The 17,768-nt window shown below is 73.3% G+C and carries 15 protein-coding genes; 6 read left to right on the top strand and 9 right to left on the bottom strand.

The genetic code is table 11. The features are described from left to right. Positions 1-2: 2 nt before the first annotated feature. From ACFZBX_RS20400 to ACFZBX_RS20375, 6 genes are all read right to left on the bottom strand, one after another. The gene (locus ACFZBX_RS20400) at positions 3-233 is read right to left on the bottom strand and encodes a hypothetical protein (protein ID WP_391535155.1); all 231 of its coding nucleotides are present in this window, start codon (positions 231-233) and stop codon (positions 3-5) included. Further along, on the bottom strand, positions 230-619 hold the full coding sequence (locus ACFZBX_RS20395; protein ID WP_391535154.1) for a hypothetical protein: 390 nt from the start codon (positions 617-619) through the stop codon (positions 230-232). The genes ACFZBX_RS20400 and ACFZBX_RS20395 overlap by 4 nt, the downstream gene beginning before the upstream one ends. Further along, positions 616-1,683 (bottom strand): tRNA (adenosine(37)-N6)-threonylcarbamoyltransferase complex transferase subunit TsaD, encoded by a 1,068-nt coding sequence (gene tsaD / locus ACFZBX_RS20390; protein WP_391535153.1) that lies wholly within the window; start codon positions 1,681-1,683, stop codon positions 616-618. The genes ACFZBX_RS20395 and tsaD overlap by 4 nt, the downstream gene beginning before the upstream one ends. A gap of 298 nt (positions 1,684-1,981) precedes the next feature. Then, positions 1,982-3,466, bottom strand: a complete 1,485-nt coding sequence (locus ACFZBX_RS20385; protein WP_391535152.1) for an amidase — start codon at positions 3,464-3,466, stop codon at positions 1,982-1,984. Positions 3,467-3,531: 65 nt separating this feature from the next. Continuing rightward, positions 3,532-4,839 (bottom strand): amidohydrolase, encoded by a 1,308-nt coding sequence (locus tag ACFZBX_RS20380; RefSeq protein WP_391535151.1) that lies wholly within the window; start codon positions 4,837-4,839, stop codon positions 3,532-3,534. Then, positions 4,836-6,086, bottom strand: coding sequence for an MFS transporter (locus ACFZBX_RS20375; RefSeq protein WP_391535150.1), 1,251 nt, complete (start codon positions 6,084-6,086; stop codon positions 4,836-4,838). The genes ACFZBX_RS20380 and ACFZBX_RS20375 overlap by 4 nt, the downstream gene beginning before the upstream one ends. Before the next feature lie 113 nt (positions 6,087-6,199). Between ACFZBX_RS20375 and ACFZBX_RS20370 the strand changes: the two genes are divergently transcribed. Then, entirely contained in the window at positions 6,200-7,243 is a 1,044-nt protein-coding gene (locus tag ACFZBX_RS20370) for an Lrp/AsnC family transcriptional regulator (protein ID WP_391535149.1), read from the top strand. 122 nt (positions 7,244-7,365) lie between these two features. Continuing rightward, positions 7,366-8,355 carry a TIGR03619 family F420-dependent LLM class oxidoreductase gene (locus tag ACFZBX_RS20365; protein WP_391535148.1) on the top strand — a complete coding sequence of 330 codons (990 nt, stop codon included), beginning with the start codon at positions 7,366-7,368 and terminating at the stop codon, positions 8,353-8,355. Positions 8,356-8,406: 51 nt separating this feature from the next. Here ACFZBX_RS20365 and ACFZBX_RS20360 read toward each other — a convergent pair whose 3' ends face one another. After that, the gene (locus ACFZBX_RS20360; RefSeq protein ID WP_391535147.1) at positions 8,407-9,717 is read right to left on the bottom strand and encodes a serine hydrolase; all 1,311 of its coding nucleotides are present in this window, start codon (positions 9,715-9,717) and stop codon (positions 8,407-8,409) included. Positions 9,718-10,140: 423 nt separating this feature from the next. Here ACFZBX_RS20360 and ACFZBX_RS20355 point away from each other — a divergent pair, with 423 nt between their 5' ends. Genes ACFZBX_RS20355 through ACFZBX_RS20345 form a run of 3 tightly spaced genes read left to right on the top strand, consistent with a single transcriptional unit; the run spans position 10,141 to position 13,859 of the window. After that, positions 10,141-11,436, top strand: a complete 1,296-nt coding sequence (locus tag ACFZBX_RS20355) for a glutamine synthetase (protein WP_391535146.1) — start codon at positions 10,141-10,143, stop codon at positions 11,434-11,436. Between the two features lie 4 nt (positions 11,437-11,440). Then, positions 11,441-12,610, top strand: coding sequence for an amidohydrolase family protein (locus ACFZBX_RS20350; protein ID WP_391535145.1), 1,170 nt, complete (start codon positions 11,441-11,443; stop codon positions 12,608-12,610). Further along, positions 12,603-13,859, top strand: coding sequence for an amidohydrolase (locus ACFZBX_RS20345; protein ID WP_391535144.1), 1,257 nt, complete (start codon positions 12,603-12,605; stop codon positions 13,857-13,859). The genes ACFZBX_RS20350 and ACFZBX_RS20345 overlap by 8 nt, the downstream gene beginning before the upstream one ends. A gap of 65 nt (positions 13,860-13,924) precedes the next feature. Here the strand turns inward: ACFZBX_RS20345 and ACFZBX_RS20340 are convergent, their stop codons facing one another. Beyond that, entirely contained in the window at positions 13,925-14,782 is an 858-nt protein-coding gene (locus ACFZBX_RS20340) for a MurR/RpiR family transcriptional regulator (protein ID WP_391535143.1), read from the bottom strand. Positions 14,783-14,906: 124 nt separating this feature from the next. Next, positions 14,907-16,163 (bottom strand): ornithine--oxo-acid transaminase, encoded by a 1,257-nt coding sequence (gene rocD, locus ACFZBX_RS20335; protein ID WP_391535142.1) that lies wholly within the window; start codon positions 16,161-16,163, stop codon positions 14,907-14,909. Positions 16,164-16,376: 213 nt separating this feature from the next. On the opposite strand from rocD, the gene ACFZBX_RS20330 reads away from it, so the two are divergent. After that, positions 16,377-17,723 carry a M20 family metallopeptidase gene (locus ACFZBX_RS20330; RefSeq protein WP_391535141.1) on the top strand — a complete coding sequence of 449 codons (1,347 nt, stop codon included), beginning with the start codon at positions 16,377-16,379 and terminating at the stop codon, positions 17,721-17,723. Positions 17,724-17,768 lie beyond the last annotated feature (45 nt).

Genomic DNA, 17,768 nt, shown 5'->3' with positions numbered 1-17,768 from the left:
GGTCAGGTCAGGTAACGGCGCGCCACGTCGGACAGCCCTGCCTCCGTGCCGCCGCTGACCGGGCCTGCCGGCCCGCAGCCACCGAGCAGCCTGGCCGCCTCGACGGCCAGGTCCCGCACGCCGGGCGCGGCATCGTCCGGCGCTGACCGGTCGCGACGGGAACGGTTGACCAGAGAACGCAGTCGGCGGGCGAGACCGGTCGGCTCCCCGTCGGGTGGCGGCAGGGACGTCACCGCACGGCCTCCTGCGGCGCAGCCCGACGGTCGGGCTCCGGGACGCCGGGGTGATGGGGGCCGAGCACGACCGGTTCACCGGCCGGGTTCCGGCCGAGCCCGAGCCGGAGGTGGATCTCCATCGGCCCGCCCGCCGCGGGAGTGGTGAGCAGCCGGCACAGTCCGCCGGGTGCGTCCGCGAGACGGCCATGGGCAGTGAAAGCGGTTGCCGCGGTGAACCCCGACCGGGCGACGTCACGACGCGGGCGGACGAGGTGGGTGTCCGCCTCGTGGTCGGGCTCCGACCACTGCGGACGGCCGAAGGCCCCCGCATACACGGCGCGGATGCCCGCCGCCGGGCCGAGCGGCTCGGTCGGTCCGATGCGACGGACGTCGAGCGTGGTCACGCCGCCCGGACGGGGGCGAGCGGTGACAGGGCCGCGTACTCCAGCGGGGCGGAGGGGTCGATGGAGAGGTCCATCGGTGAGGGTTCGGCGCCGGAGCGGACGAGCAGGTCGCCGATGGCGGCGATCATGGCGCCGTTGTCGGTGCACAGCCGCAGGGCCGGGACGCGCAGGGTGATGCCGGCGGCGGCGCAGCGCTGTTCGGTGAGGGCGCGGATGCGGGAGTTGGCGGCGACGCCGCCGACCACGACGAGGGTGTCGATGCCGTGGTCGACGCAGGCGCGGACGGCCTTGCGGGTGAGGGTGTCGGCGATGGCCTCCTGGAGGGAGGCGGCGGCGTCGGGGACGTGCGGCTCGCTGCCGGCGGCGCGTTGGGCCTCGACCCAGCGGGCGGCGGCGGTCTTGAGGCCGGAGAAGGAGAAGGCGTACGGGGGGTCGTTGGGTCCGCTCAGCGGGCGGGGGAGACGGACGGCCTTCGGGTCGCCGTCGCGGGCGGCGCGGTCGATGGCGGGTCCGCCGGGGTAGGGCAGATTCAGGATCCGGGCGACCTTGTCGAAGCACTCGCCGGCCGCGTCGTCCAGGGTGTCGCCGAGGTGGAGGATCGGGTCGCGGGCCAGGTCGCGGACCAGCAGCAGCGAGGTGTGCCCGCCGGAGACGATGAGGACCACGCACGGGTTCGGCAACGGCCCGCCGTCCAGCGTCGCCGCGGCGACGTGGCCGGCCAGGTGGTGCACGCCGTAGAGGGGGACACCGAGCGAGAAGGCGTAGGACTTGGCCGCCGCGACGCCCACCTGGAGCGCGCCGGAGAGCCCGGGGCCCGCGGTCACCGCGACGGCGCCGACGTCGGCGAGCGTGAGCCCGGCGCGGTCGAGCGCCTCGCGAACCACCGGCGCCATCGCGTGCACATGGGCCCGGGCGGCGATCTCGGGGACGACGCCGCCGAAGCGGGCGTGCTCGTCCATCGAGGACGCCACGGCCTGCCCGAGCAGCACACCGTCGCGCACCAGCCCCGCGCCGGTCTCGTCGCACGACGACTCGATTCCCAGCACCACCGGCGATCCGGCCATCGGTACAGCTCCTTCTTGCTTCTGATATGCAACTGCAGTCTAGATGCAATAAGGATTCAGGGTGGCGCCTTCGTGGCCGCCTTCGCCGGGAGGCGTCCGGTCCGGTTCCAGCGTCTTCCGGCGTTCGGTGCCACCCCGGCCGGTGCGCCGTGCGCGACAGGCCGCCCCGCCGGGCCGGCGCACTCCCGGCAGGCCCACGGCCGAGGGCCCGCGTGCGGTGGGCGGAGGGCCCGGAGTCCGCGCCGCTCGTCGTCCTGACGCGGCTCCGGGGGCTTCAGCGGCGCGACGGGCAGCGCTGTCAGCGAGGCCCGGTTCCGGCCGGGGCCGGGCTGTGCCGGGCGGTGGCCGGACGGCGGTCCGGGGTGTAGGCCCACGGGCGCAGGTGCTCCAGGGCCTTGCCGATCCTGAAGACGGTCGGGTCGTCGTAGGTGTGGCCGACGATCTGGACGCCCGTGGGTACGCCCCAACTGGAATGGCCGCTCGGGACGTTGAGGACGGGGCAGCGGTTGTTGATGTTGAAGGGGGACGTCATGCACGCCCACAGGGGATCACCGTGGTCCTCACCGTTCACCACCAGGCGGCCCAGGAGGTCGTCCCCGGCGGGCAGGCCCGGGACGGCCGTGGTCGGGCAGACCAGGGCGTCGAAGGGCACCATCGCCTCGCCCAGCTGGCGCTGCAACCGGGTCTCGACGCGCAGGCCGTCGAGGTAGCCGACACGCTCGCGGGCGATCGCCATGGTGTCCGCGAAGGCCACCGCGTAGGCCGACATCCGGTCGCGGTTCCCGGCCTCGATCTCGGACACCAGGGCTCCGAAGATGGAGGAGAAGTGCGCGGCGAGGCTGAGGAGGAGGTCGTCCCTGGTCCACGGCAGTTCGATCTCCTCGACGACCGCGCCCGCGTCGGTGAGGGCACGGGCGACGGCGCGGGTGTTGGCCTCGACCTCCGGGTGGACGTCGTAGGCGCCGAGGCGCAGGCACAGGGCCACGCGCATCCCCGTGACGGTGTCGTACTCGGTGGGCAGTACGAGTTTGGGGCGCAGCGACACGTGGTCGCGCGGGTCCGGGCCGGCCAGGACGTTGGCGAAGGCGATGCAGTCGTCCACGGTCCGGGCCATCGGGCCGTCGCCGCGGTAGTGGTCGGCGGAGAGCGGGGCGACGCCGGGGATGCGGCCGTAGGGGGCCTTGAAGCCGACGGTGCCGGTGAAGGCCGCGGGGATCCGGGTGGAGCCGCCGATGTCGGAGGCGGAGGCGAGGAGCGCGCTGCCCGCCGCGAGTGAGGCGCCCGCGCCGCCGGACGAGCCGCCGGGGGTGAGTTCGGGGTTCCAGGGGTTGCGGGTGACGCCCCACAGACGGCTGTGGGTGAAGGTGGCGATGGAGAACTCGGGGGTGGCGGTGCGGGCGTGGATGATGCCGCCGGCCTCCAGGATGCGGTCGACCACCGGGGCGTTCTCGGTCGCCACGGCTCCGACGTTGACCAGCGAGCCCTCGGTGAGGGAGCGTCCGGCGATGGCGTGCTTCTCCTTCGTCGCGACCGGGATGCCCTCCAGCGGTCGCGGCGTCAGGCCGCCCTTGCCGAGGAAGCGGTCCTCGGCGTGCCGGGCCTGTTCGAGCGCCTCGTCGAAGAGTCGCTCGGCGAAGGCGTTGACGACCGGTTCGGTCTGTTCGGCGCGGTCGATCACCGCGCGCATCAGCTCCACGGGGGACAGCTCGCGGGCCTCGAACAGGCGTCGGGCTTCGGTGGCGCTGAGGTACGCGAGATCGGATCCGGAGTCGTACACGTTCATGCGGAAGCCTTTCCGGAAAGCCAAAGCGGGGGAGAGAGGGGAGGGGAGGCCGGGGAGCCGGTACGTCAGTGGCTTCGGCCGCCGGCGGTGCGGGCGTCTTCGGGGCACAGCCACGGGGCGGCTGCCGCGAGCAGGGCCGTCACGCCGATCCGGATGGTGGGGTCCGGCACCGGGGCGAAGTGCGGCGAGTGGTTGGCGGGGATCGTGTCGGGCAGACCGTCCGTCAGCAGCGATTCGGGGTCGATGCCCCGGAAGAGGGCGGGGTCGGCGCCGCCGAAGTGCCAGAAGACCGAGGGGACGCCGAGGGCCGTGCCGAAGACGCCGAAGTCCTCGCTGCCGGTGAGGGTCTGGGGCAGGGTGAAGACCCGCTCAGGGCCGAGGGCATCGGCGATCGCCGTCATCACGGTGTCCGTGGCGGGTGCGTCGTTGACGGTGACGGGAAAGGAGTTGAGTCCGGTGATCTCGGGGTCCTTCGGGGCTCCGGAGGCGGCGGCCTCGGCGCGGACGATCCGTTCGACGGCGGCGAGGACCCGGTCCCGCACGGCGGGGGTCGTGGAGCGGATGTTGACCCGGAGCTCCGCAGTGTCGGGGATGATGTTCTCCTTGGTGCCCGCGTGCAGCGAGCCGACGGTCACCACCGTGGTCTGGCCCGCCCCCGTCTCCCGGGAGACGATCGTCTGCAGCCGCATGACGACCGCGGCGGCCATGACGACCGGGTCGACGGTGGACTCGGGCGTCGAGCCGTGTCCGCCGCGTCCGAAGAGGCGGACCCGCAGGCTGTCGGAGGCGGCCATCACCGGGCCGGGCCGGGTGCCGACGAACCCGGCGGGCGCGGGTGCCACGTGCTGGCCGAGGCAGACGTCGGCGCGGGGGAAGCGCTCCAGGAAGCCGTCCTCGATCATCGCCGGCGCTCCGCCGACCTCCTCGGCGGGCTGGAACACGGCGACGACCGTGCCGCTCCACTCCCCGCGGGCGGCGGCCAGTTGGGCGGTGGCGCCGAGGAGGCAGGTGACGTGCATGTCGTGACCGCAGGCGTGCATCACGGGCACCTCGTTGCCCTCGCCGTCGACGGCGGTCGCGCGGGAGGCGTACGGCAGTCCCGTCCGCTCCTGGACCGGGAGGCCGTCCATGTCGGCGCGGAGCAGGACCACCGGGCCCGCGCCGTTGACCAGGACCCCGACGACGCCGGTGCCGCCGACGCCCTCGGTGACGTCCCAGCCCTGGCGCCGCAGGCGGTCGGCGACGATCCCGGCCGTGCGGAACTCCTGGAACGACAGTTCCGGGTGGGCGTGCAGGTCCTCGTAGACGGCGCGCAGGCCGGGCAGCCGGTCGGGAAGGGCTGCCAGCAGGCGGGTGAGGGAGACGGAGGTCATGCGTGCTCCTTGACGGGCGCGGGGAGGTGGGACGCGCCGGTGGCGGTCCGGAACGAGGCGGCGTCCTGCGGGGTCAGGAGCGCCATGGCGGCGGCGATGCCGGCGCCGAGGACCAGCGAGGCGAAGGCCACCTGGAAGGAGAAGGCGTCGGCGAGCGCGCCGACGGCGGGAGGGGCGACCATGCCGGCCACCTGGCCGCCGAGGATGATCACCGCGCTGCCCACGCCGACCCGCTCCGGTGCCAGCCCGCTCAGCGGGACGGCGAAGATGGGCATGTAGCAGAGGGAGACGGCGACCGAGGCGATCGTGCCGAAGACGACGAAGCCGGTGAGCGAGGACGAGAAGGCGACCAGGAGCAGCGCGGCCGCGGCCACGGTCATGGCGGGCAGGATCACCTTGCGGTGGTGGCCGCCGAGCCGGTCCGAGATCCGGCCGCCGACGACCGTCGCCCCGGCGGCGGCGAGGGCGGGGACCGCCATGAGGGCTCCGGCGGCGGTGAGGGAGACGCCGAACTCCTCGCCGAGGTAGGAGGGGACCCAGGTGTTGAAACCCCAGACGATCGCGCTGTAGCCGAACATCATGGCGCTGAAGCGCCAGACCACACCCAGCCTCAGGACGTCGCCCGCTCCGGCGCGGACCGTGCTCGTTGCCGGCTCCGTCCGGGGCAGCGGGGCGGGGAGCCGCATCCGCACCGCCAGCAGGACGAACACCCCGAGTGCCGCGGTGGAGAAGAACGCCGAACGCCAGCCGAAGACCGCGATCAGGGGAGCGACGAGAAGCGGGGTGAGGACACCGGCGATCGCGTTGGAACTCATGATCAGGCCGTTGGCGGCCATGCGCTCGTCCGGCCTGGTCCGCTCGACGAGGACCTTCAGCGCGGCGGGCGGGAAGACGCCCTCGGCGGCACCGAACACGAACCGCAGCACCAGCAGAACGGCGAACGACCAGGCGAAACCGGTCAGCGCGGTGAACACCGACCACGTCAGCAGGGCCCAGAGCGTGACCCGGCGCGCGCCGTACCGGTCGGCGAGCATTCCGCCGGGTATCTGGGCGAGCGCGTAGGCGAGGAAGAACGCCGAGACGATCAGGCCCTGCTGTCCGCGGCTCAGGTCGAACTCGGCGCCGAGGGAGGGCAGGACCAGATTGATGACGAGCCGGTCGGCGTAGTCGACCAGCCAGGCGGCGAACAACAGGACGATCGTGATCCGGACGGTTCTCCGGGCGGACTGCGGGGACGGAGCAGACACGCGGCACTCCTCATCACCGTGGCCGAAACTGGGCATCGGCCGGAAGTGCCCCTACCATCCGCCCCATGACCGGAATCCCCGAAGAATTGCAGGAAAACATCAGGAGAAGCGCCATGGCGCCCGATTCCTGCCCGGCCGGTGCGGACGTGCGCTTCTCCGAACTGGACCTGGCACTCGTCGACGCCCTTCAGGCCGCTCCCCGGGCCCCGTGGTCACAGATCGGCCGGGCGCTCGGTGTGGACGCGACCACGGCGGCCCGGCGCTGGGAACGGCTGCGTGCGAACGGCCTGGCCTGGGTCACGGCCTACGACGCGGCGAAATCGGCCACCGTGGCCTACGTCGAGGTGCGGTGCCGGCCACGGGCGCTGGAATCGGTCAGCCGGGCCCTGGCCGGCATGCCCTGGGTCTTCAGCGTCGACGAGACCGCCGGTGACTTCGACCTCCTGGCATCCGTCGCCGCCGCCGACCTGCCGTCCCTCGGCCGCTCGGTGCACGGCCTGATCGGCGGGCTGAAGGGGGTGAGGTCCACCCGGACCCGCCTCGGGATCACGCTGTACAGCGAGGGCGGCGACTGGCGGATGCGGGCCATGGAACCGGCCGGGCACACGGAACTCGCCGCTCCGCGGACCTCGGGCTCGACCGTGTACAGCGCCCGCATGCACCCCCCGTACGCGCCGGAGGACCAGGCCCTGCTCGCGGCGCTCGGTGCCGACGGGCGCCTCGGTTACACCGAACTCGGCGCGGTGACCGGGATGAGCGAACACACCGCCCGCCGCCGGCTCCAGCGGATGATCCGGGAGGGCGACATCACCTTCCGCTGCGACCTGGCCCATCCCCTCGCGGGGCTCTCGACCGTGGTGCTCTACCGCGCCATGGTCCCCCACACCCATCTCGCCGCCACGGGCAACGCGCTGGCCCGGACCAAGGAGGTGCGCCTCGCCGTCTCGGTCAGCGGTTCCGACAACCTGCTCGTGATGGCGTGGCTCCGCGGCCTGCACGCCATCGACCCCTTCGAGGCACAGATCGCGGAACGCTTCCCCCAGTTGAAGGTCAGCGACCGCACCGTCTTCCTGCACTCCCGCAAACGCATGGGCCGCCTCCTCGGCAGCACCGGTCTCGCCACCGGGCACGTCCCCTTCGACCTGCCACGACTGTGACCCTCCGATCGCGGCGGGGGACGGCGACGGACGGCCGGACGTCCGGGCGGGTCCCGACGGGGCGTTGAGCGGATGTTGACACCGGGTTGGGAGGGTATCCGCAGGGCCGCGGTGAGGAGCCGGTGGCCCCGTCCAGCCCGTTGGACCCCTTCGATCCGTTCAAGCCCGGAAAGGCCATCCGCCTCGTGCACATCGGACTGTCCCTGCCCCAGTACGGCCGTCTGGCCGACCCACGCCTCTGCGCCCCCGTCGCGACCGCCGCCGAGAAGATCGGCTACGACAGCCTGTGGGTCGGGGACCGGCTGCTCGTCGCGACCGAGCCGCAGAGCCGCTACCCCGGGGGCGACGGCACCGCGCCGGCCGAGCACCGGTCCTTCCTGGACCCGTTGACCCTGCTGACCGTGGCGGCGGGAGCGACCCGCCACGCCCGGTTGGGCACCAGCACCCTGAACGCCCTCTGGCACCCGCCGGCGCTGCTCGCCCGCACGCTGACCACCCTGGACCTGCTGAGCGGCGGACGGTTGGACGTGGGGGTCGGACTGGGCTGGTCCAAGGACGAGTACCAGGCCGTCGGTGTTCCCTGGGAGGGCAGGGGAGCCCGGCTGGAGGAGACCCTGGACGTGCTGGAGAGCGTCTGGTCCGAGGGCGGGGTGGTCTCCCACCGGGGCCGGCTGTGGACCGTGCCGCCCTCGGTGGTCCGGTCGAAGCCGGCGCAGCGGCCCAGGCCCCCGCTGCTGTTGGGCGGCTTCGGCGCGGAGAGCCTGGCCCGGGTCGGCCGGCGTGCGGACGGGTGGCTCGGCGCCGGCCTGCCCATGCCCGCGCTGGAGCACATGTGGCAGACCGTCCGCCGGCACGCCGTGGAGGCCGGGCGCGATCCCGACGCGCTGCGGCTGGTCCTGCGGATCAACCCGGTGGTCACGGTGGAACCGGCGCCCCGGGAGCAGGTGCCGCACCGGGGGACGGTCGACCAGCTCGCCGCCTACCTGGCCACGGCGGTCCGGACCCTGGGCGCCGAGCCGCTGATCGACCCGCACCTCACCGCGCGGGACGCCGACGACTACCTCGACATCGCCCTCGCCCTGCACGACCGGCTGCGCCACCGCGTCGACTGACCGCCGCCGCCCGGCGCAGGCCCCCGGAGGCGGGCGCCGACCCCCCGGGCGTCAGCCGGTCGGGGCGGCGTCGGCGGCGTCGGCCGACTGGCGGCCGCAGAAGGCGGTCGCCAGCAGTTTCTGCGAGGTCGGCCAGCCCTGGCCGGTGTCGCGGTGGCCGTTGGTCGAGACCGCCACCACCCGGCGGCCGTCCGGGGTGCCGTAGAGGGCGCTGTTGTGCCCGCGGCCGGTGCTGCCGTTGTTGCCCCAGACGTCGCCGCAGGGCGTGGTCAGCCGGCTGATCCCCAGGCCGTACTGGGCGCCGCCGCTCACCGGGGCGACCGTCAGCATCTCGGCGAGCAGCGGTGCGGGGAGCAGCCGCCCGCCGAGCAGGGCCCGGAGGAAGGCGGCGAGGTCCGCGGTGGTCGAGATGCCGACGCCCGCGGCGTCCATCTCGCTCGGCTCCATCTCGGTGACGTCCACCGGGCCGCCGGGCAGGTCGAGGTAGGTGTGCGCGTGCGGGCCGCGAATCCCGGTCGCGTGGACCGGCATCGACGTGCCGTTCAGCCCCAGCCGGTCGATGATCCGGCGTTCCACCTCCCGGCGCCAGTCGCGGCCGGTGACCCGCTCGACGATCATGCCGGCCAGCAGGTAGTTGGTGTTCGCGTAGGCCCAGTCCGTGCCGGGCGCGAAGTACGGCGGGTGGCTGTTGGCCACCGCGAGGAGCTGCTGCGGTGTCCAGCTCCGCCAGCGCCCCTCGCGGAGCCAGGTCGCGTGGTCGAGGCCGATGGCCGGGTCCTCGGTGTAGTCGAACAGCCCGCTGGTGTGGTTGAGCAGGTGGCGCACGGTGATGGCGGCGCCGCCCGGGACGGCGCCCGGCAGCAGGCTCTCCACGCTGTCGTCCAGCCCGAGACGCCCCTCGCCGACCAGCTGGAGCACGACCGTCGCCACGAAGGTCTTGGTCACGCTGGCGATCCTGAACCGGCCGTCCGCCGAGGGCTCGGCGCCGGTCGAGAAGTCGCCCACGCCCTCGGCGCCCTTCCACGCCGTGCGCCCGTGCTCGGTCACCCGGGCGAGGGAGCTGGACGCCCCGCCGGTGCCGACCACGCCCTGCAGCGCCTCGTTCAGTGCCCGGGCGTCCACGCCGCCCCGGTACGGGCCGCGGTCGGCCGCCTCCGGGCCGTTCCCCGGCTGCCGCTCGCCGACGGTCGCGGCTCGGGCCGGCCCGGCGCCGAGGGCGCCGGCCGTCGGGGCGGTCACGCCCACCAGACCCGCGCCGGCCAGCGCGAGCGCGACGACCCGCACGGCCGTGCCGCGCCGTCCGGCGCGGGCCCGTACGCCCGGTGCCGTCCGCGTCCCGTCCCGGTGCTGCGCCACGCTCATGAGTCCTCCTGTGTCCGTGCCGACGGCTCTCGCGACACCCGAAAAGAGTCAGAGGCTGACACCTTGTCAGACGGGCACGAACCGGTCGTCCACCCGCAGGGCGCAGCGGCTCCGCCCGTGGGTGGAGACTCCTTCGGCGTGTCGGCCCTCCTCAAGTCGGAGGCCGACCCGCCGAACGTCGGGGCCGGTCTCCGACTTGAGGAGCAGTCGGAAGATTCGGTGAACCATCCCCTCCGGCTTCTGCGCCTCGAAGGAGTGCCGGGCGATCCGGGCGCGGGAGCGTCGGGCGTCGATGAAATGGAGATTCCGAGCCTGGCGCTCTTGACCATGTCTGAAATGTTTGTAACTCTCGATGTTCCCGCGGCCCGCCCGCGTACCCGCCCGACCGCAGCGCGGCGACGCGGCCCGATCGAAGAGGTAGACATGAGTTCTTCAACCACGGTGTTCGTGGCGACCAACGACCTGTCCGGATTCACCCGCGGGCGCGCCGCACCGGGCAACGCGGCCGACGGTGTGCTGCGCCGCGGGCTGGGATGGGTCCCGGCCGACCTCGCGGTGACGGCCTTCGGGGAGCTCGCGCCGAACCCGTTCGGCTCGACGGGTGACCTGAAGCTGCTGCCGGCCGAGTCCACCGGCGTGGACATCCCCGCCCGTGGCGATGTGCCGGGTGTCCGTCTGTATCTCGCCGACCAGGTGCTGCCGGACGGCACCCCGTGGGAGAACTGCCCGCGCACCTTCGCCCGCCGGGCCCTCGACGACTTCCGGCGTGCCACCGGGCTGGAGGTGGTCGCCACCTTCGAGCACGAGTTCATGATCCCCGGACTCGACAGCGGCGCCCCGTTCTCCTTCGGCCGGTTCCGGTCCGCCGAGCCGTTCGGCAGCGAGCTGGTGTCACTGCTGGACCGGATGGGACTCGAACCGGAGACCTGGCTGCCGGAGTTCGGCACCGACCAGTTCGAGATCACCCTGCGTCCCTCCGACGCCATGACCGCCGCGGACCGCGCGGTGGTCCTGCGGGAAGTGGTCCGCGACCTGGCGGCCCAGTACGGACACCGGGCCACCTTCGCGCCGCTGCTGCATCCCGACGGCAGCGGCAACGGCGTGCACGTCCACCTCTCCCTGCGCGACGCGGCGACCGGACGGCCGGTCCTGTACGACGCCGCCCGCCCCGGCGGGCTCTCCGAGCTGGGCGGGAGGTTCAGTGCGGGGATCCTGCGGCACGCCCGGGCACTGCTCTCGTTCACGGCGGGCAGCCCCAGTTCGTACCTGCGCCTGACGCCCCACCGCTGGAGCTCCGCCGGGGTGTTCCTGGCCGAGCGCAACCGGGAGGCGCTGCTGCGGATCTGCCCGACGAGCACCCTGGGCGGCGGCGTCGTCGCCGACCAGTTCAACCTGGAGTTCCGGGCCGCGGACGCGACCGCCAACCCGTGGCTGGTCCTCGGCGTGCTGGTGCGGGCCGGACTGCAAGGGGTGGAGGCGGACTACCCGCAGCCGCGGGTCTGGCCCGAGGAGACCGGGGAGGCGGACCTCGCGGAGGTCCCCGCCCTGCCCGGCGGCCTGGAGGAGGCGCTCCTCGAACTCGACAAGGACGAGGTGGTGTCCGGCTGGTTCTCCGCCGAGCTGCTGGAGACCCACCGCTCGGTGAAGCGGTCGGAACTGGCCGCGGTCTCCGGCCTGGACGAGCGCGGCGTGTGCGGGCGGGTCGCCGATGTCTACTGAGCCGATGCCCACCGCGCCGATGTCCACCGGGCCGGCGTCCACCGGACTGCGCCGCCACCTCGCCGCGCTGCCGCTGGTCGACCACCACGTCCACGCCTCGCTCGCCGCGCCGGTGACCCGGGAGCAGTTCGAGACGCTGATCACCGAGTCCGACCGCCCCATCCCGGCCGGCGTCACCCAGTTCGACTCCCAGATCGGGTTCGCGATCCGCCGCCACTGCGCGCCGCTCCTCGGTCTGCCTCCGCACGCGTCGGCGGACGCGTACTGGGCCGCGCGCTCCGAGCGCACCCCGGAGGAGCTGTCGGACCTCTTCCTCGCCGCGGCCGGCGTCTCCGACTGGTTGCTGGACACCGGCTTCAAGAGCGACGAGCTGCTCCCGCCCGACACGCTCGCCGACCGCCTGCCCGCCCGGTTCTCCGAGATCGTGCGCCTGGAGACCGTCCTGGAGGGCGTCGCCCCGACGAGCAGCGCCGCGCGCCTCGCCGACGACTTCCGGACGGCGCTCGCCGAGGCCACCGCGTCGGCGGTCGGCCTGAAGTCGATCATCGCCTACCGCTACGGCTTCGACTTCGCCCCCGCCCGCCCCTCCGCCCAGGAGGTGGAACGCGCGGCCGGCGCCTGGCTGCGCGAACTGGAGGCGGGCGCCCCCGTCCGGGTGTCCGACCCGGTGCTGCTGCGGATGGCCCTGTGGACGGGCGTGGACACCGGTCTGCCCCTGCAACTGCACGCCGGGTACGGCGACCCCGACCTGGATCTGCGACGGTGCGACCCACTGCTGCTGATGCCCTGGCTCAAGGAGATCGACGGCACCGGAACCGATGTCGTGCTGCTGCACTGCTACCCGTTCCAGCGCAACGCGGGGTTCCTCGCCCAGGTGTTTCCCCACGTCTACTTCGACGTCGGTCTGGGCGTGAACTACACGGGCGCCGCCTCCACCGCCGTCGTCGCCGAGAGCCTCGAACTGGCCCCCTTCACCAAGGTGCTGTACTCCTCCGACGCCTGGGGTCCGCCCGAACTCCACCATCTGGGCTCCGTCCTCTGGCGGCGCGGCATGTCCCGGGCGCTCGGGGGCTGGGTCGAGGAGGGCGAGTGGTCCGAGGCCGACGCCGTCCGCGTCGCGACGATGATCGGACGCACCAACGCGCAGCGCCTCTACGGACTGCCCGATGCCTGACCCGACCGTGCCCGACCCGACCGTGCCCGACCCGACGGTGCCCGACCCGACCGTGCCCGACCAGGACGTGTACGAGGCCCTGTGGTCCGCCCTGGACCGGCACCTCCCCGCGGCGCTCGACCTGCGGCGCCGGCTGCACCGCGAGCCCGATCTGTCGGGTGACGAGGCGGCGACCCGGGACATGGTGCTGGCCGCGCTGCCGGGGGCCGGTGCGGCGGTGAAGACGGCCGAGACCGGCGCGGTGCTGCGCATCGGCGGGCCGGGGCCGGCGATCGGTGTGCGCGGGGAGATGGACGCGCTGCCCGTCACCGAGGAGACCGGTGTCGCCTGGGCGTCGGCGCGGCCGGGGGTCATGCACGCGTGCGGCCATGACACCCACCTCGCCGCACTCGTCGCCGTGGCGGGAGCCCTGGCCGAGACCGGGCCCCCGGTTCCGCTGCTCGCGGTGCTGCAGCCGCGCGAGGAGACCTACCCGTCCGGGGCGCAGGACATCACCACCAGCGGCGTCCTCGACTCCGAGCAGTGCGCCGCCATGGTGGGCGTCCACGTCCAGCCCCTGCTGGCCCGGGGCGAAGTGGCGTGCACGGCGGGGGGCGTCAACGGTTCGTCCGACGAGTTCGAGATCGTCGTGCGGGGCAGGTCCGGGCACGCCGCGTACCCCCATCTGACGAACGACGCGCTGCTGGCGATGTCCGAGATCGTCGTCGCGCTGCAGAGCGTGGTGAGCCGGTCCGTCGACCCGATGGCGCCCGCCGTCGTGGGCGTGTCCTCGTTCTCGGCGGGCAACGCCGCGAACGTGATCGCCGGCACGGCGCGGGCGACCGGCACCGTCCGGGCGCTGGCCTCCTCGACCCGGGAACTGATCCACCGACGGATCACGGAGGTCGCCGAGTTCGTCGCGCGGGCGCACGCGTGCACCGCGTCGGTGACCATCACCCACGGGGAACCCGTGCTCGACAACGACCCGGCCCTGGTGCGGAGCATCACGCACCAGCTGGACCGCCGGGGGCTCGCGGTCTCCGGGAACCTGCGCTCGCTGGGCTCGGACGACTTCTCCTACTTCTGCGAGCGCGTGCCCTCGGCGATGCTGTTCGTCGGCACGGGGACGTCCGAGCCGCTGCACTCCTCGCACTTCCTGCCCGACGACGGGGACGTGCGCGCAGTGGCCACCGCTCTGATGGCGGCGTACCTCGGAACGGTTGCGGCCCTGGCGGAGCCCGCCGGCGCCCGGGGAGTACCGGCCGGATAACGGCCCACCACACCGACGGCCCGGGGGCCGGACCGCTGCTGCGGGCAGCCCGGCCCCCGGGCCGTTCAGGCGTGCTCGGACGCCGTCTCGAACCGTTCCATGCGCTCCCGGCCCGCCGCGCCCATGGCGTCCGTCACCGCCGCCACCAGGCTCTCGCTCAGCGCCATCGCCGCCACCAGGGAGTCGAACGGCGAGGCGGACTCCACCCGTGCCGGGAGGACGACCTTGGCCAGCTTGGCGATGGGGGAGAGCCAGTTGTCCGTCATCAGGCACACGGTGGCGCCCCGGGCGGCCATCCCCTCGCTGAAACGCAGGCTGGACTCGCTGTAGCGGCGGTAGTCGAGGACGAGGAGGACCGTGTTGGCGTCGGCGTCGGCGAGCGCCCTGCGGCGCTCCATCTCCTCCTGGCCGATCACGTCGACGTCCTCGCGCAACTGCCACAGGTGGATGACCAGGTACTCGGCGAGCAGCCGGCTGAACCGGCCCCCGGTGACGCGTACGCTCCGGGCCGGGTCGCCGAGCAGCTTGACCAGGGTGGCGAACTCCGACTCCGGCAGCTCCGCGTAGGTGGCCTCCAGCAGTTGTGCGAAGGCCCGCTGCGTCTCCGGCAGCACGCCCTTCGCGGAGACCGACGCCTTCTCGGCGTACTGCTTCAACGGGGAGCCCAGCTCCCCGTTCAACTCGTGGACCAGGGCGCGCTGGAAGGCCGGGAACCCGGCGAAGCCGAGCCGGGTGACGAAGCGGACCACCGTCGCCGAACTCACGCCGGCGACGGCGGCCAGGTCCGCGACGGTGGTGAGGCCGGCCGTGGGGTACTGGGCCAGCACCGCGCGGGCGACCTTGCGTTCGCCGTTGCTGAGTCCGTCCATGGCGGAGAGCAGCAGCTTCCGCACCGACGCGTGACCCCCCGGTATCGTCTCCATCTTTCAAGAATACCAAGGAAGGGCGCTCTGAAACGTTCGTTACATCCGACTCGTTACATCCGGCCGCGCCGGGAACGGAGCGGCGCCACGGGCGGCTCCCGTGGCGCCGCCCGTCGACGCGCCGTCAGCTCCGCGCCTCCTCAAGGACGCCGGCCAGGGCGTCCACGAGCAGGTCGATCTCCTCCTCGGTGGCCACCAGCGGAGGGGCGAACCGCACGGTCGATCCGTGGGTGTCCTTGGCCAGGACGCCGCGCCGCATGAGGCCCTCGCACGCCTCGCGGCCGGTCATCAGGTGGGGGTCGATGTCGACCCCGGCCCACAGCCCCCGGACGCGTACGGCCAGCAGGCCGGCGCCGACCAACTTCCGCAGGCGGGACTCCAGCCGCTCGCCCAGGACCCGGGCGCGCTCCTGGTACTCGCCGGTGGCCAGCATCGCGGCCACCTCGTGGCCGATCGCGGCCGCCAGGGGGTTGCCGCCGAACGTCGAGCCGTGGGTGCCTGGGGTGATGACGCCGAGCACGTCGTCGTCGGCGGCCACGGCGGACACCGGGTAGAGGCCGCCGCCCAGGGCCTTGCCGAGGACGTAGACGTCCGGCACGACGTCCTCGTGGTCGCAGGCGAAGGTGCGGCCGGTGCGGGCCAGGCCGGACTGGATCTCGTCGGCCACCATCAGCACGTTGCGCCGGGTGCAGAGTTCGCGCAGGTCCCGCAGGAACCCGGGCGGTGGGACGACCACGCCGCCCTCGCCCTGCACGGGCTCGAAGAGGACCGCGACCACCGTGTCGTCGATCGCGTCGGCGACCGCCCGGACGTCGCCGTACGGCACCCGCACGAAGCCGGGCGTGAACGGGCCGTAGTGGTCGGTGGCGACCGGGTCGTCGGAGAAGCTGACGACCGTGGTCGTCCGCCCGTGGAAGTTGCCGCTCATCGTGATGACGGTGGCCCGGTCCGCCTCCACGCCCTTCACGAGGTATCCCCACTTGCGGCTCACCTTGACGGCCGTCTCCACCGCCTCGGCGCCGCTGTTCATCGGCAGGACGCGTTCCTTGCCGGTGAGCCGGGCGAGGGCCTCGGCGAACGGGCCGAGCTGGTCGTTGTAGAAGGCGCGGCTGGTGAGGGCCAGCCGGTCGAGCTGCTCGTGGGCGCGCCGCAGCAGCCGCTCCGGGCGGTGACCGAAGTTCAGGGCGGAGTAGCCCGCCAGGCAGTCGAGGTAGCGGTTCCCGTCCACGTCGGTCACCCAGGCGCCGTCCCCGGAGGCCAGGACGACGGGCAGGGGGTGGTAGTTGTGCGCGGCGAAGCGCTCCGTCTGCTCGATGTGCTCGCGCGCCGTCGGCGACGGGGCCGACGCGCCGGCGGTCGAAATTGTGGATTCATGCGGCATGTCTGACACCTAACATGAAACGCCCATTTCATTCAAGGGGGCAGGCGGGGGCGTGTGTCGCCGGGTCTCCGATGATCGCGAATGTAACATCTGTTTCGGAATCGGCTATTGACACGTGAAACCTATCGCCTGTTTCATTCTGGCCAAGCGGCGAGGCCCGGCACCGAGACGGTCGCGGGCGCCGCATCTCCCGAGCGCGCCACTGGAGGCGTCATGAGCTCCCCCGAAGAAACCGCCCGCTTGAACCGCCTGATGTCCGTCGTCGACGGACTGCGCGACGAGATGACGGCGAGCCTGCAAGAACTCGTCAGGATCCCGTCCGTGAGCCCGAAGTATCCGGGAATCGAGTACAAGGACCATGTCGGCAGGGAAGGTGAGGCGACCGCGCTGCTCACCGACCTCTACCGCCGCGCCGGGGCGTCCGTGGACGTCTTCGCCGTGGAGGAGGGACGCGACAACGCCGTCGGCCGGATCGGCGGCAAGGGCGGGGGGAACTCGCTGATCTTCAACGGCCACGTGGACGTCGTCCCCGGCGGCGACCCGGCCGGATGGGCCAAGGCCCCGCCGTTCTCCGGCGAGGTGATCGGTTCCCGGATGTACGGCCGCGGGACCACCGACCAGAAGTCCGGGCTCGTCGCCCAGGCCTATGCCGCGATCGCCCTGCGCGAGGCCGGGATCGAGCTCGGCGGGGAACTGCAACTGCAGTGCGTGGTCGGCGAGGAGACCGGCGACCACGCCTGCGGGACGGGCGCGGTGGTCGAGCGCGGGTACGTCGCGGACGCCGCGGTCGTCTCGGAGCCGAGCGCGCCGCCCACGCCGCTGTCGATCGTGGTCGCCAGCCCCGGACTGCTGTGGTTCTCCGTCACGGTCGAGGGCAAGAAGGTGCACGGCTCCATGCGCGGCGCCACCATCCACCCCACCCACTCCGGCGACCTGATCGGTGTGAACGCCATCGACAAGGTCTTCCTCGTCTACCGGGCGCTGCGCGCGCTGGAGGACGAATGGGCCCGCACCCAGCGGCACGACCTCTGGTACAACGGCCACTTCTCCCTGCTGCCCGGCGCCATGCGCGGCGGCCCCGGTGACCTGACCGTCCCGTTCGCCCTGTCCGACACGGCCACCATCGAGTACGGGGTCATGTACCACCCCGAGCGCTCGCCCGAGGACGTGATGGCCGAGATCCAGGCCGTCATCGACCGCGCGGCGGACGCCGATCCGTGGCTGCGCGACCACCGCCCGATATGCGAGTGGAAGCTCAACTGGGACCCGTTCGTCACCTCGCCCGACGACAGCATCAGCCAGTCCGTCGCCGGCGCGTACCGGACCGCGGCCCAGGGCACCGCCTTCTCCGACCAGCCCTCCTACACCGGGCTCTACGGCGTCTGCGACGCGACCGTGTTCACCCGCACCGGTGTCCCGTCCGTCGTCTTCGGCCCCGGCGACCTGCGCGTCGCCCACGGCAACGACGAGTACGTCGACCTCGACGAGGTCTGGCTCGCGGCCCGCACCTACGCCGTCCTCGCCACCCGCTGGTGCGGCACCGCCTCCCCCGTGTCCTGACCCGGACAGGTCTCCTCCTCGCACGGGTCCCCGCCCGCGCGAGGC

Origin of the sequence: Kitasatospora sp. NPDC008115, from assembly GCF_042957205.1 — a bacterium.
Taxonomy (GTDB): Bacteria; Actinomycetota; Actinomycetes; order Streptomycetales; family Streptomycetaceae; genus Kitasatospora.
This window is presented reverse-complemented; position numbering and strand designations above follow the sequence as displayed.